At 48.4% G+C, this 12951-nt stretch carries 14 protein-coding genes; 5 read left to right on the plus strand and 9 right to left on the minus strand.

Annotation, left to right across the window (positions count from 1 at the left end):
* Positions 1–28 precede the first annotated feature (28 nt).
* Genes JW499_RS08460 through JW499_RS08470 form a run of 3 tightly spaced genes read right to left on the minus strand, consistent with a single transcriptional unit; the run spans position 29 to position 1972 of the window.
* On the minus strand, positions 29–979 hold the full coding sequence (locus JW499_RS08460) for a TAXI family TRAP transporter solute-binding subunit (protein WP_205210189.1): 951 nt from the start codon (positions 977–979) through the stop codon (positions 29–31).
* Positions 980–1006: 27 nt separating this feature from the next.
* Entirely contained in the window at positions 1007–1171 is a 165-nt protein-coding gene (locus JW499_RS08465) for a hypothetical protein (protein ID WP_205210190.1), read from the minus strand.
* Between the two features lie 18 nt (positions 1172–1189).
* Positions 1190–1972, minus strand: a complete 783-nt coding sequence (locus tag JW499_RS08470) for a hypothetical protein (RefSeq protein ID WP_091360398.1) — start codon at positions 1970–1972, stop codon at positions 1190–1192.
* A 464-nt stretch (positions 1973–2436) separates the two neighbouring features.
* On the opposite strand from JW499_RS08470, the gene JW499_RS08475 reads away from it, so the two are divergent.
* On the plus strand, positions 2437–3492 hold the full coding sequence (locus JW499_RS08475) for a formylglycine-generating enzyme family protein (RefSeq protein ID WP_205210191.1): 1056 nt from the start codon (positions 2437–2439) through the stop codon (positions 3490–3492).
* Positions 3493–3499: 7 nt separating this feature from the next.
* Here JW499_RS08475 and JW499_RS08480 read toward each other — a convergent pair whose 3' ends face one another.
* Positions 3500–3760 (minus strand): hypothetical protein, encoded by a 261-nt coding sequence (locus JW499_RS08480; RefSeq protein WP_205210192.1) that lies wholly within the window; start codon positions 3758–3760, stop codon positions 3500–3502.
* 133 nt (positions 3761–3893) lie between these two features.
* Between JW499_RS08480 and JW499_RS08485 the strand changes: the two genes are divergently transcribed.
* Complete coding sequence (locus JW499_RS08485) at positions 3894–4973, plus strand: formylglycine-generating enzyme family protein (RefSeq protein ID WP_205210193.1); 1080 nt, start codon at positions 3894–3896, stop codon at positions 4971–4973.
* 387 nt (positions 4974–5360) lie between these two features.
* A complete protein-coding gene (locus tag JW499_RS08490) occupies positions 5361–6437 on the plus strand; it encodes a formylglycine-generating enzyme family protein (RefSeq protein WP_205210194.1) in 1077 nt (358 codons plus the stop codon).
* Here JW499_RS08490 and JW499_RS08495 read toward each other — a convergent pair.
* Both JW499_RS08495 and JW499_RS08500 read right to left on the minus strand, forming a co-directional pair.
* A complete protein-coding gene (locus tag JW499_RS08495) occupies positions 6426–8963 on the minus strand; it encodes a hypothetical protein (protein ID WP_205210195.1) in 2538 nt (845 codons plus the stop codon). The two genes, JW499_RS08490 and JW499_RS08495, sit on opposite strands and share 12 nt — an antisense overlap.
* A gap of 115 nt (positions 8964–9078) precedes the next feature.
* Complete coding sequence (locus tag JW499_RS08500; protein WP_205210196.1) at positions 9079–9720, minus strand: glutathione S-transferase family protein; 642 nt, start codon at positions 9718–9720, stop codon at positions 9079–9081.
* 123 nt (positions 9721–9843) lie between these two features.
* Between JW499_RS08500 and JW499_RS08505 the strand changes: the two genes are divergently transcribed.
* Positions 9844–10707, plus strand: a complete 864-nt coding sequence (locus JW499_RS08505; RefSeq protein WP_205210197.1) for a LysR family transcriptional regulator — start codon at positions 9844–9846, stop codon at positions 10705–10707.
* A 110-nt stretch (positions 10708–10817) separates the two neighbouring features.
* Here the strand turns inward: JW499_RS08505 and JW499_RS08510 are convergent, their stop codons facing one another.
* The gene (locus JW499_RS08510) at positions 10818–11267 is read right to left on the minus strand and encodes an acyl-CoA thioesterase (RefSeq protein ID WP_205210198.1); all 450 of its coding nucleotides are present in this window, start codon (positions 11265–11267) and stop codon (positions 10818–10820) included.
* Positions 11268–11535: 268 nt separating this feature from the next.
* Here JW499_RS08510 and JW499_RS08515 point away from each other — a divergent pair, with 268 nt between their 5' ends.
* Positions 11536–12414: a LysR family transcriptional regulator gene (locus tag JW499_RS08515; RefSeq protein ID WP_205210199.1), complete on the plus strand. Its 879-nt coding sequence runs from the start codon at positions 11536–11538 to the stop codon at positions 12412–12414.
* Here JW499_RS08515 and JW499_RS08520 read toward each other — a convergent pair.
* Complete coding sequence (locus tag JW499_RS08520; RefSeq protein ID WP_205210200.1) at positions 12411–12650, minus strand: hypothetical protein; 240 nt, start codon at positions 12648–12650, stop codon at positions 12411–12413. The genes JW499_RS08515 and JW499_RS08520 overlap by 4 nt on opposite strands.
* 25 nt (positions 12651–12675) lie before the next feature.
* Positions 12676–12897 (minus strand): (2Fe-2S)-binding protein, encoded by a 222-nt coding sequence (locus tag JW499_RS08525; protein ID WP_205210201.1) that lies wholly within the window; start codon positions 12895–12897, stop codon positions 12676–12678.
* Positions 12898–12951: the final 54 nt, after the last annotated feature.

A 12951-nucleotide genomic window follows, 5' to 3' on the forward strand; every position in this document is an offset into this window, starting at 1 on the left:
TTTTAGAGAGGGGCGTTTTTTTGTTGGGTTATTTACTCAGAGAGAAATAGTTCCAGTTGGTTTGTTCGCCTGCCTCTTCCAGCTCATACACTGAAGCCCAGTTGGGGTTCGTGTTAGGATCATCGGCCAGATCAATCAGGCTGTCATTAATGCAGTTAGCCAGATTGACCATGTTGGCATTTCGCTCTTCCTTACGGAAAGATTTGCCAATCAGGAGTGCGCGAACGCCGAAAGTCGGTACCGATTGAATTTTTCCGTCAACCCGGTAGCTGACACTGGATTGAATGTAAAATGGAGCCTTTCCTGCCAGTTGTGCAAAATCTATTGCGACCAGGTGGTATTTACCGCTGGCAAGGTACTGCTCTACCGGTTTGTAAGGGTGTCCGCCAACCAGCACTAATGGCATGTTTGGATTACTACGTTTATCTGCCGGAATCTCAACAACATTCAGGTTTAAACCCATAAAGTAGCTCAACGCTTTGGCGCTGATAACGCTACCGCCCCAGGAACCGACGGTCTGGCCTTTTAACAGATTAAGCGAAATTGGTTTTGGCTTTTCATCTTTAATCAGCCCGCTCCACATCGCTTTCCAGCCGGCATCATCCCCCTCTGGCTGATAGCCTTTTGGTATCAGAAGGTGAAGGGATTCCATATGCATCCCGTCGATAACCTTCATGCGATTGCCGTTAACCTTGCGGGGCTCTGTTTTGGCGAAATATTGCAATACATCTTCCTGAACCACGCCCATAGAGAACTGTTTGCTATTCATGCCCAGCAGGTTCTCTACAGACCCGTCTGACTTCACTGGCAAAAGATGCGCATCATTTTCCAGCGCGTCATCACAATACGCTTTAATATCTTTCACCATAGAGTAGTAGTTACCGCTCTCAGAACCGGTGCCGACTTTTACGTCCGTAGCCGAGGCCATCGTGGTCAGTCCCAGCAGAGTTAAGCAGCCAAGCGCTTTAAATAGATTCATATCTACATCCTTGTTTTGATTAATAGGTTATTGAAAGGGGTTTGATTCCTGAGAGACGGGTTCTGCATCCCCACTCTGTGTGTCTGGATTGTCGATAAAAAAGGTTAGCAGACCAATAATGACAGCCAGTCCCAGAAGTCCGGTTAGTGTCCATCTCATAATTCGGGTGGAGGTGGTTTCCTGTTCGCTCATTTTTGTCTCCTTTTCTGCCTAGTCGGCCATATCTACTGCCATATCCCGGGCACTGTTTTCAATCTCGACTAAAGCGGTATTAAAGTCTGTTTCGATCTGGCTGAATGCTTCCAGTGAGAGCATCTCTTCTAACTGATCATTACCGGTATGTTTTATAAATGACATCGCCTGACTTGCCTGGGCAGCAAAGGCTTCCATGTCTTTATACTCTTTAACTTTCTGCTCAAATTGACGGTTGACGGCTGCCGCTCGATCCAGCTTTTCAAGTATCTGTTGATAGGCTTCAGTGACCTGTGCCAATAACTTTTTTTTGCGTTCATAAATCGGTTTGCCCTGGTTTCGTTCATCAATCTGACTTTCCATTTTCCGAATCGCTGAACCCATCTGGTCCCGGGCGGCACGGGCCTGTTCTAATCGTTGAGCGTTAACCAGTACCTGATTATCAAGTTGTTCTGTGGCATTACGGCGGGCTTCCTCCATCATCTTCTTTATTCTGAAATTTTTCGTTTTCTGACGGATAACCGGGTCCATCGCCTTAAGAAAGCGCAACCCGTAGAAGCCACCGACTGCAGCGCTAACGGACAGAATCAGCGCAAACACTCCGGTGATGATTTGCAGGGCAAACATCCCTATCAGAAAAAAAACACCCAGCGTCATACCGGCAAATATAAGATTGCGCGGAAGAACTGAGATAGCCGATTTTCGGAATTGCTCAATCTTTGCTAATTCAGTTTTATTCTGTTGCAGGACTTCAGCGAAGCCGCTTGTCGCTATCCCTGTTACAGCGATTTCAGAGTTCATAGAACATCCCTTTATTTCTCACTATGGGGGTTGATGCGGCATCACCTGGATCGCATCAGCTCATTCCGCCTGGGCGGTACAGAGAAAGGAAACATCAGAGGGTGAAGAAGAGGAGAAAAGTATGCAGAGTATTACAGCTCTGATCGAAACAGTGCTACTCCTTCAGCACAATACAGCCACCAGTTTGGGCCTATCTGAAATTCCTTTTTCGGGGCAAATCCTAACCTATTAATCAATCAAAGGCTATACCTTAGATGCAGCTTCTATTTCACTGATGCCGGCAGGTTCTTTGACCGAGGTAATAGGGCAGGGCCTCAGTTCTTCAGGTTCAGAGTGATTTCTACTTTCATCTAAAACGCTAGTGGCAGTAAAAGCCGGAGGATCGATTCTCAACTGGGCTGAGACATCACTGTTGGTGTATGATTTTTGTCGTGTTACATGGACCCGGCAACAAGGATGAATCTATGCCCACTCTGACCCGACTATTTCAGTCTGTATCCTTTATCTCTCTTACCAGTGTGCTGATTCTCAGTGGCTGTAACGGCGAAGCTGATATCGTTGTTACCAGTGATGTTGTGTCTGCAGAAAAGATTGCTCAGATACGGGCCAATATCCAAACACTACATCCCGATGCCGATAGTGAACTGCAGGCTAAAGTGCTGGATACCGCGGTGCGGGCAGTTGAGGATATGGTATTTATTGAGGGGGGTAAGTTTATGATGGGGGATTTTGGTATGCCCTGTGATGCTGACCCTGAACGGCCCGTCTGGCGTGAGACTGAGAATATGTGCAACGCCAGCCGCTGGGCGGATACCAGCCCGGCCCATCCGGTGGAGCTGAATAGCTACTCGCTTTCAAAGTATGAGACCCGGGTTAAGGATATGGATCGTTATCTTCTGGCTCATAATGAGCCTCTACCTAAGCCAGAGTTAAGAGAGGTAGAGCCAGAAAACTTTCAGTTTCAATCCGATAATCCTGCCAGTACACGGGGGTGGCAGGATGCTAAAGATTACTGCACCTGGTTGGGTCAGTTAACGGGGTATGCTTTCGATCTGCCCACGGAAGCCCAGTGGGAGTTTGCCGCCCGTAACCGAGGGCAGAATATTTACTATGCGACGGATAATGGTTTTTTGGAAAATGGAAGAAATACCCGACCCTATGATAAGGACTCAGGTAAGTTAGGGCATACCTATCCGGTGGATATGTTGCCGCCTAATCCACTGGGGATTTATGGGCTGCAGAATAATGCCGCTGAATGGGTTAATGATGTGTATGATCCTGAATATTATTCTTATAGCCAAATAGCTAATCCTAAGGGACCAGGTGATTCTCTTTTACTTGAAATGGATGGACAGAATGAGCAGGAGTTTCATCTGCTGAGAGGTAACTTAGTAGGGGAGATTAACAATAATATCTTGATTCGAAGACAAGTTGGAAATGATGAAATAAGAGGATATAACACCTATGTGTCATCGTTTAGCTTTAGATGTTCTATCCAGTCTCACTTAAAGTTGAATTAGTTTATGCTTAGCTAATTGATATACCCCAAACGGCCTCAATATTGCTGACAAAGGCTTTGTCGTGAAATTTTGTATCTGGCCTTCTTTTCGGAATAAAAGGCGTTGAAATATTTTCGGCTAGTTGTTTAGGCTTAATTACTTTAAGTTCATTGACCCAGGCTATAAATTCGCGGTATTGATCAAAATCAAGAATCGCACAAAGCCGGTTCATGCTCTGATACATATCTACTTCTTCACCGTATTCACTCAACTGCTCCAGTATCTGCATAAAGTGACGCCATGAGTGTATCTGATTAAGAATATTTATAATGGTCAGTTATTGAGTTCTTCAGAGCTGGAGTCCTCAGACCCGTTCAGGTATGATTTTGGGCGTTATGGACCCTGGCAACAAGGATGAATCTATGCCCACTCTGACCCGACTGTTTCAGTCTGTATCCTTTATCTCTCTTACCAGTGTGCTGATTCTCAGTGGCTGTAACAGCGAAGCTGATATCGTTGTTACCAGTGATGTTGTGTCTGCAGAAAAGATTGCTGAGATCCGCACCAATATCCAAAAACTACATCCCGATGCCGATAGTGAACTGCAGGCTAAAGTGCTGGATACCGCGGTGCGGGCAATCGAGGATATGGTGTTTATCGAGGGCGGTAAGTTTATGATGGGGGATTTTGGTATGCCCTGTGATGCTGACCCTGAACGGCCCGTCTGGCGTGAGACTGAGAATATGTGCAACGCCAGCCGCTGGGCGGATACCAGCCCAGCCCATCCGGTGGAGCTGGATAGCTACTCGCTTTCAAAGTATGAGACCCGGGTTAAGGATATGGATCGCTACCTGCTGGTTCACAATGAGCCTCTGCCTAAACCAGAGCTTCGAGAGGAAGAACCCGCAAATTTTCAGTTTCAACCGGATAATCCTGCCAGTACAAGGGGATGGCAGGATGCTAAAGATTATTGTTCCTGGCTTGGTCAGTTAACTGGGTATGCATTTGATCTGCCCACTGAAGCGCAGTGGGAGTTTGCTGCCCGTAATAGGGGGCAGAATGTCTACTATGCGACGGATAATGGTTTTTTAGAGTCGCCACGGAATACCGATCCTCTGGCCGAGGTTGATGGAAAAGAAACTGATACTTTCCCTGTAGATGCTATGCCTCCAAATCCTTTGGGAATATATGGGCTGCAGGACAATGCCGCAGAATGGGTAAACGATTGGTACGATCCGGAGTATTACACCTATAGTCCAGAGAAAAACCCGATGGGGCCAATAGAGGGGGTTGAGCTAGAGGAGATAGACAGCTCTACCTTGCAGGCATATAAATTAATGCGTGGTAATCACACTGGAGAGATTAATGGGAACATACTTATTAGGCGGAAAGCTGGGATAGAAACATTAAAAAAATATAATAGTTATGGTCCACGCGATAGTTTCAGGTGTTCAGTTCAGTCGTATATTAAGCTGGATGCTAAAGGGGTATCAGGAAACTGATACTCCCCACGCGTCTTTTTATTTTTGCGACAACTTCTCCGTTTTTTCATTCAGTTATTTATATGGAGTTTTTCTAGGGTTGGATGTTCTTTTTGGGGTTTTCTGCGTTTGTTGAGGTTTGATTACCTTTAAGTTATCTGTCCAGGTGATGAATTCCAGGTATTGGGTGTCATCCAGGATTGAACAACGTCGCGCATGCTTTGGTATATGTCAACTGAATCGCCTTTTTCACTCATCTGCTCCAGTATCTGCATAAAGTGACGCCATGAGTGTATCTGATTAAGAATATTTATAATGGTCAGTTATTGAGTTCTTCAGAGCTGGAGTCCTCAGACCCGTTCAGGTATGATTTTGGGCGTTATGGACCCTGGCAACAAGGATGAATCTATGCCCACTCTGACCCGACTATTTCAGTCTGTATCCTTTATCTCTCTTACCAGTGTGCTGATTCTCAGTGGCTGTAACGGCGAAGCTGATATCGTTGTTACCAGTGATGTTGTGTCTGCAGAAAAGATTGCTCAGATACGGGCCAATATCCAAACACTACATCCTGATGCTGATAGTCAACTGCAGGCAAAAGTGCTGGATACCGCGGTGCGGGCAGTTGAGGATATGGTATTTATTGAGGGGGGTAAGTTTATGATGGGGGATTTTGGTATGCCCTGTGATGCTGACCCTGAACGGCCCGTCTGGCGCGAGACAGAGAATATGTGTAATGCCAGCCACTGGGCGGATACCAGCCCAGCCCATCCGGTGGAGCTGGATAGTTACTCGCTGTCGAAGTATGAGACCCGGGTGAAGGATATGGATGTTTATTTTTTAGCGCATAAAGAACCTTTAACGGGTGCTGATTGGAGAGAAGAGCAGCCTGATCATGAGGCCTTCAGGCCCGATCTTCCAGCTGGTACCAGAACCTGGGATGATGCTAAAAATTATTGCGTGTGGTTAGGTAAAGTTACAGGGTATGCTTTTGATCTGCCCACTGAAGCGCAGTGGGAGTTTGCCGCCCGTAACCGAGGGCAAAATATTTATTATGCTACGGATAATGGCTTTTTGGAGTCCCCCAGAAATACAGACCCATATGCGGAAGTTGATGGTAGGGAGAAGCAAACATACCCTGTAAGAATGATGCCGCCAAATCCTTTGGGAATATATGGGATGCAAAGTAATGCTGCTGAGTGGGTTAATGACTGGTATGACCCAGAGTATTACTCTTATAGTCCAGAAAAAAACCCTAAGGGGCCAATAGAAGGGGTTGAGCTAGAGTTAGACAGCTCTACCTTGCAGGCATATAAATTAATGCGTGGTAATCACACTGGAGAGATTAATGGGAACATACTTATTAGGCGAAAAGCTGGGATAGAAACATTAAAAAAATATAATAGTTATGGTCCACGCGATAGTTTCAGGTGTTCAGTTCAGGCGTATATTAAGCTGAATGCTAAAGGGGTATCAGGAAACTGATACTCCCCACGCGTCTTTTATTTTTGCGACAACTTCTCCGTTTCTTTCATTCAGTTTTTTATATGGGTGTTTTCTTGGAGTAAACGGGTTTTTCGGATTTTCTTCAAGCCGTTGTGGTGTTATTACTTTTAAGTGGCTTACCCAGGTTACAAACTCACGGTATTGATCTAGATCGAGAATAGCACAAAGTTTATTCATACTCTGATACATATCTACCTTCTCGCCGTGCTCGCTCATGCGTTTTAGAATCTGCATAAAATTTCGCCAGGAATGTATCTGGTTAAGAATTATCATGATCGCGGTTTCTTGGTTCTCTTCGCGACTGAATATCCAATTATAGCTTAGACAATAGAGCATTGGGCCAATAGTCTCTGGAGGAAGTTTATTGGGATTAATAATAAATGTTCCATGTTTAATATTTCTGGCTAAGGCTTCAGATTCTAATTTAGTCGATTTTCTTCTTTGCCACCAATCATCAATTTCTTTTCCTGCTGTAGAGGCATTCTCAAATAAATATTCGATTGTTTTCTTCGTTATTCTATTTTTTAAAGTGTGAATTTTATATAGCCCTCGAGCCATAATCAGGAATGTATCTTCATCCACAAACGTCAGATCCCGATAGTCTGATTGTTGTAATGCTTCGAGTACGATATAAAAAACTTTGAGGATGTTCTCTTTATCTACGGCGACCTCGAACCCACCGGAAAATCCGAACCCCCAGGCGGCAGAGGCGTGGATATAGAGAATAAACTTACCGCCCTCCCAGTTAATTTTCAGGTGACCACCCGCACTAACGCCTGCTTTGAGAGAGCCCTGATAACCGGTTTTCGCCAGTTCGACAAACTCTGTGCTGGATATTTCAGGAATAAGCCCCTCTTTTTCGACGGTTGAAGGCTGATGGCTTTCGGGGGCTTTCCATAAGGCGTGCAACGTTAGCGCTGCTCCGCCTTCTGCTCCGGCAAAGCCTTCCGCGCTTAAGGCAACACAGGCGCCGGAGTCCTTAGCTTTACCATTTGATTTTACCTTTTCGGTCCAGTGACCGATTTTTTTTGTTTCAACTTTGGCTTTAGGAATAAGCAGAAGCCCTGCGCCGGCGCTCTGTTCTATCTCCCGGCTGGTTTGTGTGGTGATGGCGTTGCTGTTTGCTCTGGACGACTTTACTAGTTTCTGCGCATCTATATCCAGCTTGGCATTCATATTACCCCTAACACCAGCAAATACGCTTAACAGCAGCTTGGCATCGAAGCGCATATAGCCAAATTCCATCAAGCGCTCTTGTTTATCCGCGCCACGGAAGCTGACATAGATCTGTTGTCCTTCTTTATTCGGCAGGATCAGTTCTGCACTGGCTTCACCTTCAAACAACGAGTACTTAGCTTCAGCGCTGGCGCTGAGTTTAATTTTTCCTTGCGAGGGTTTGAACTCAACCTTGCCAAGGTTTGCCCCGGCGGCAAAACGAAGCGCCTGGGCCTCTGCAGAGAAGGCAAAGGCGGGTCCCCCTTTCCCGAATTCACCTTCGATGACCTTTTTCGGGAACAGTTCCAGATGAAGCGCATTCAGGGGATTGTAAGTCGGGCTCTCCCAGGAGTTTCCTTTGGTGTTGATAAACCAGGGCAGGTTGGCTAGTTCGCTGACATCGAAATCCGGCTTTAACTGTTTCTTGAAGTCATCAATCATTAACTCTGCAAAGAGTGAGATAGTGTCTTCATTGATAGTTGAAAAGCTTTGCAGGGACGCGGAGGAGAGTTTTACCGGGATCCAGCCGTTTGTGTGCTTATTCAGCCCCTGGATAACATCGAGGGGCAGATAGTAGAGTTGATCCGGAGCGCTGAATCGCTGAAACTCAACAATGGTAAAGTTTCCACTGGCATTGCCGCCAGCTTTAACCAGTGTGTCGACACTGTAAATCTCATCAAGAATACTGGTTGGGTGGCAGAGGTCTTCCTGCTGCAACGTTTGGAGTTGCTGCATTTTAGATTCCAGTACCTCCAGTTCAGCCAGTTTTAATTGGGTGAGGGGGTAGCTTGAATTATTTCTGGACATCTGTCCATTTGATGACATCCTGCTGCGCAGTTCGTTACGCTTTGCGCTAAGCTGACCCAGTTCAGCGGTACAGCTTTCAATATTAGTGTTGCGCTCGACCTCGTATGGTGTACCAAATACAGCATGTTCGGGGGGACGTTCCGGCTGCGGCGCCAGTAAGCCCGCATCAGATGCTTTTCCTAACCAGGCAAGTCTTTTTTTCAGTAGCGCTGCCTGCGATTGAGGAGAGCTTTTATCTTCGGTTTCACTTTTAACCAGATTAGAAAACTCGACCATCAAGTCCTGAACTTTTCCCCAGGCAGTATTAAGCTCTTCGGTTGCCTGGTGGGTCAGTGCATAGAATTGATTTCTTTCGCCGGTTATGTGAACAACCTCATACAGTCGAGGGGTGCAGGTGTCTTGACCTGAATTTGAGCTGCCTTTATCAGCGTGGCCTGTCTGATCAGGTGTTTTCTGGATATTGCATGCAGATTGAGTACTCATTATTCGTCCCTGTTGAGTCACTTGAAAAGAAACCGGAGAGCTTCCCGCTCTCCGGTTGATAATGTGCCATTTTCAGGGCAGAAATACCAGTGCTGTCAGGCACAGTCAGAGGCGATTACACCTCTTCCTCTTCAATCACTTCACTTTCCTGTTGTGCCAGCTTCAGCCATTCCTGACAGGCGGGCAGTGCCAGTACCCGGTCGCAGTAGGCTTGTAGTTGCTCAGGCAGGCTGACGCCGTAGCCGGTCAGACGGTACACCACCGGGGCATAGAAGGCGTCGGCGATGGAGAACTCTCCATAAAGGAATTGTTCTGATGCACTCAGGTTGAGCGCACCGCTCCACAGCTGCAGAATACGGTCGATGTCCTGTTGTACTTCGGCTGAGATCACAACGTTTTCCACAGTACGGCGGCAGTTCATCGGCATCGCATGGCGCAGCGCCATAAAGCCGGTGTGCATCTCGGCGCAACTGCTACGGGCGTGGGCGCGCAATGCAGGATCAGCGGGCCAGCCTTTACCGTCAAGGTGCTGTTCACTGATATATTCGCAGATCGACAGCGAGTCCCAGATGATCAGGCCGTTATCCAGCAGTACCGGGACTTTCCCCGCCGGGTTATAGCGTTTTATCTGTTCCGCTGCGCCGGGGGTAAACAGGGCGATACGCACAGTTTCAAAGTCCAGCCCGAACTGTCGCAGCAGCAGCCAGGCCCGCAGGGACCAGCTGGAATAGTTGTGATTACCGATAACCAGTTGCATAGCAAAATCCTTTTATTGTGTTGTTTAATAAGTTTGTTGCGTCGATTGATTTAGACCTGAGTCTGGCGCTAAATAGATGTTCGCTCAAACGAATAAATCTGATAACAGGTATGAATACTGCTGATGCTTGATCATGAATTGCTCCGTACTTTTATTGCGGCCGTAGATACCGGCAGCTTCACCCGGGCGGCGGCACAGGTGTTTCGTACCCAGTCAGCTGTGAGTATGCAGATGAAACGGCTGGAGGAGCAGCTCAATAAGCGACTGTTCCTGAAAGAGGGGCGGGAGCTGCAACTGACCGATGAAGGGCTGAAACTGGTGAGCTATGCCCGACGGATAATGAAACTGCACGATGAAGCGCTGGGGGTGCTGGGGGCCGAAGGAGAAGCCCGTCCGTTGTTGTTAGGTTGTCCGGATGACTATGTCACCGGGGTGTTGCCGCAACTGCTATCCGAGATTCAGGCACAGCTACCCGGGCTGCAGGTGCAGGTGCGAACCGGGTCATCGGCGCAACTGCGGGAGCTGATCGATAAGGGCGAACTGGATCTGACTATTCTCACCCGCCGCCCGGACCGGGAAGAGGGGTATCTGTTATTGCAGGACAAGGGCGTCTGGGTTGCCCCGACAGCCGATTTTATTGCGCCAGACCGGACCATCCGGCTGGCACTGGTCGAGCCTGATTGTAAATTTCACAGTACCGCGGTGGATGGCCTGATCAAACAGGGGCGTCCTTTTGAGGTGAGCTGTATCAGTGGCAACTGTGCGCTGCTGATTGAACTGGTGCGGCGGGGAGAGGTGGTCACGACGCTGTCATCCTGTTGCGTACCTGCGGATCTGTACCGGGTGCCTGCGAGCGTTGGTCTGCCGGATCTGCCAACCGTTGAGATTGTGCTACAGTCCTCTGCCCGGCATCACCCGGATATAGGTTCAGACCGGATCGCAAGGCTGGCAGAATGCACCGCAGAGCAACTACAAGCTGCCGGGTAATGGCTATCGAAAGATAAAAAAATCTGGCCCCCGAAAGGGCCAGCGAAAGTGATGAAGCAACAGCAGGCGTTGCTTCATGGGCTGAACGGTCTAACGGGCGCAGCTGGCCGTTAGTCAAAAATCTCCGGGGTGATGGGTTCCAGCTCAATAATCCGCTGTCGATAGAGCGGCGGAACCTCAGCTTTACTATTTTTACGGTAGTTAACGCAAACGATAGTGCCTTCCCCCTCTGCGGCAACCGCGTTATGTTCCGGGCTCCAGATCAGGTGTTCCATGGTATAGCGGTCATGTTCCAGCCGGGTCACCCGACAAGCTGAGATGACGCTGCCGGGAAACGTCAGCGGGATTCGATAGCGAATGCGGCTGTCACGCAGAATCGGGCCGACATCGGTTTCCTGCATCACGGCGGTAAAGTCACAGCTGCGAAAATAGTCGATCCGGGCACTTTCAAACCAGCGCAGATACACCAGATTATTGACATGTTGGAAGGCATCCATATCGCCCCAGGCGATCGGGATCTCCATGCTGATTGGAAAACGTTGCAGAATCTCACTACTCATCTTATATATGCCTGTCTATCCATCGGCGTTGTGCCGGCGTTATGATCAATTATGCTGTGCTACCACTAGCGCGACAGGTCTATTTAGATTTAATCTGCCGGATAAGTAAAATCTTTAATTATTATTCACTCTATAAATTTAAGTTATAGATCTCATGAGGCATTATGATTTCTCAGCGGCTATTAACCGGGTTAAGCTGGACTGATGATGTGCTTGAGGATCTGCTTAAAGATCTGCTTTAAGTTCTACTGATAGGAGCAACCGGTTTATGGAAATTCGCCAGATTCGTTACTTTCTCGCGGTGCAGGAAACCGGCAGCTTTACCAAAGCGGCAGAGAAGATGTTTGTTACTCAGCCAGCCCTGTCCGCGGCGATAAAAACCCTGGAGGAGGAGCTGGGCGTTGAACTGCTGCACCGAAGCCATAAACAGGTCACCCTGACCCCCGCCGGATCACGTTTCAGAGACCGGGCCTTCTCGATTCTGGCGGAGTGCAGCGCGGCTAAAAGTGAGCTGATGAATACGCCCCGGCCACGGCAGTTAAGAATCGGTATGCTGGATACCCTGAACACCCCGCCGATCAATAACCTGCTGCATGAGTTTCATACCACCTACCCGGAAACAGAGCTGCATCTGCAGACCGGCAGCAAAGTAGAACTGGCAAATAAGCTGGGACAGGGCAGGGTGGATATGTTGCTGACGTCGATGGGCGGCGATGATTTTTCACAAACCCAGTTGCCGCTTTATCAGGAACGCTTTCAACTGATGGTGTCCCGGCAGCATGACCTGGCTAACCGTGCCAGTGTTCGCCTGGCCGATCTGCATGGTTTGCCGATGGTGCTGCGCAAAAACTGTGAAGTGTTGCATGAGGGCAAACGGGTTTTTCTCGCCGAACAGGCTCAACCGCGGATCACCTGCCGCACCGACAATGATTCGTGGGCGCTGACCATGGTGCGCAATAATCTGGCGGCGGCAATTATGGCGGAAACCGTGACCGAGCCGGGAACAGTGAGTATTCCGATCTCTGATTTTGGTCTGACTCGCACCGTAGCCTGTGTCTGGCGGGAACATTCGGATCAGGAGATGGTGCAGCTGTTTACGGTGTTTGCCGCCCGGGACAGCTGGCGCGGCGGGCTTAAAGTTGGTTAGCTGCCCGGCGGTCGAGATTGAATCATATCCAGACGGATACGCCGCTGTGTGCCGTGTTCATCGGCGGCGATCAGAAACTCTTCACCGTTACAGGTATCGATGGTCAGATAGCGCAGCTTTTGCCTCAGGATATGACCGTCACTGTTCTGCCAGATCACCAGATCAACGAGGTTACGCATACAGGCCAGTTCATAACTGTCATGCAGGGCGCATAGTATGGGGGTATAGTCGTTCATCCACTGAGCATAACATATTGATCCGCTATTGATCACACCTGCTGTTTAGCTCATCGGGCTGTGCCTGCACCGTTTCATAACAGAGTCCGCAGGCGGTGTTGATAGCGGTCGCTTGTCGCACCGCTTCGATAGTGGTGAGTTGCTGCTGCTTCAGGATATCGATAAATGCTTGTCGGCGGATATTTCGACAGGCGCAGACCCAGGTGTCCGTGGTGTCAAAAGTGGGCCGGAGTGCAGGAGTACCCATTATGATTATCCTTTTCGTTTCTGTCATAGCTACAATACTGATAACTGGGCGTAA

This window comes from Amphritea pacifica (genome assembly GCF_016924145.1).
Classification (GTDB): Bacteria; Pseudomonadota; Gammaproteobacteria; order Pseudomonadales; family Balneatricaceae; genus Amphritea; species Amphritea pacifica.

What these genes read in the sequence shown, in the direction of transcription:
- JW499_RS08515 (WP_205210199.1), top strand. Translation starts at nt 11,536, where the DNA reads ATGGAAATTCGCCAGATTCGTTACTTTCTCGCGGTGCAGGAAACCGGC.
- JW499_RS08510 (WP_205210198.1), bottom strand. Translation starts at nt 11,267, where the DNA reads ATGAGTAGTGAGATTCTGCAACGTTTTCCAATCAGCATGGAGATCCCG.
- JW499_RS08525 (WP_205210201.1), bottom strand. Translation starts at nt 12,897, where the DNA reads ATGGGTACTCCTGCACTCCGGCCCACTTTTGACACCACGGACACCTGG.
- JW499_RS08520 (WP_205210200.1), bottom strand. Translation starts at nt 12,650, where the DNA reads ATGAACGACTATACCCCCATACTATGCGCCCTGCATGACAGTTATGAA.
- JW499_RS08465 (WP_205210190.1), bottom strand. Translation starts at nt 1,171, where the DNA reads ATGAGCGAACAGGAAACCACCTCCACCCGAATTATGAGATGGACACTA.
- JW499_RS08470 (WP_091360398.1), bottom strand. Translation starts at nt 1,972, where the DNA reads ATGAACTCTGAAATCGCTGTAACAGGGATAGCGACAAGCGGCTTCGCT.
- JW499_RS08480 (WP_205210192.1), bottom strand. Translation starts at nt 3,760, where the DNA reads ATGCAGATACTGGAGCAGTTGAGTGAATACGGTGAAGAAGTAGATATG.
- JW499_RS08495 (WP_205210195.1), bottom strand. Translation starts at nt 8,963, where the DNA reads ATGAGTACTCAATCTGCATGCAATATCCAGAAAACACCTGATCAGACA.
- JW499_RS08485 (WP_205210193.1), top strand. Translation starts at nt 3,894, where the DNA reads ATGCCCACTCTGACCCGACTGTTTCAGTCTGTATCCTTTATCTCTCTT.
- JW499_RS08460 (WP_205210189.1), bottom strand. Translation starts at nt 979, where the DNA reads ATGAATCTATTTAAAGCGCTTGGCTGCTTAACTCTGCTGGGACTGACC.
- JW499_RS08505 (WP_205210197.1), top strand. Translation starts at nt 9,844, where the DNA reads ATGCTTGATCATGAATTGCTCCGTACTTTTATTGCGGCCGTAGATACC.
- JW499_RS08475 (WP_205210191.1), top strand. Translation starts at nt 2,437, where the DNA reads ATGCCCACTCTGACCCGACTATTTCAGTCTGTATCCTTTATCTCTCTT.
- JW499_RS08500 (WP_205210196.1), bottom strand. Translation starts at nt 9,720, where the DNA reads ATGCAACTGGTTATCGGTAATCACAACTATTCCAGCTGGTCCCTGCGG.
- JW499_RS08490 (WP_205210194.1), top strand. Translation starts at nt 5,361, where the DNA reads ATGCCCACTCTGACCCGACTATTTCAGTCTGTATCCTTTATCTCTCTT.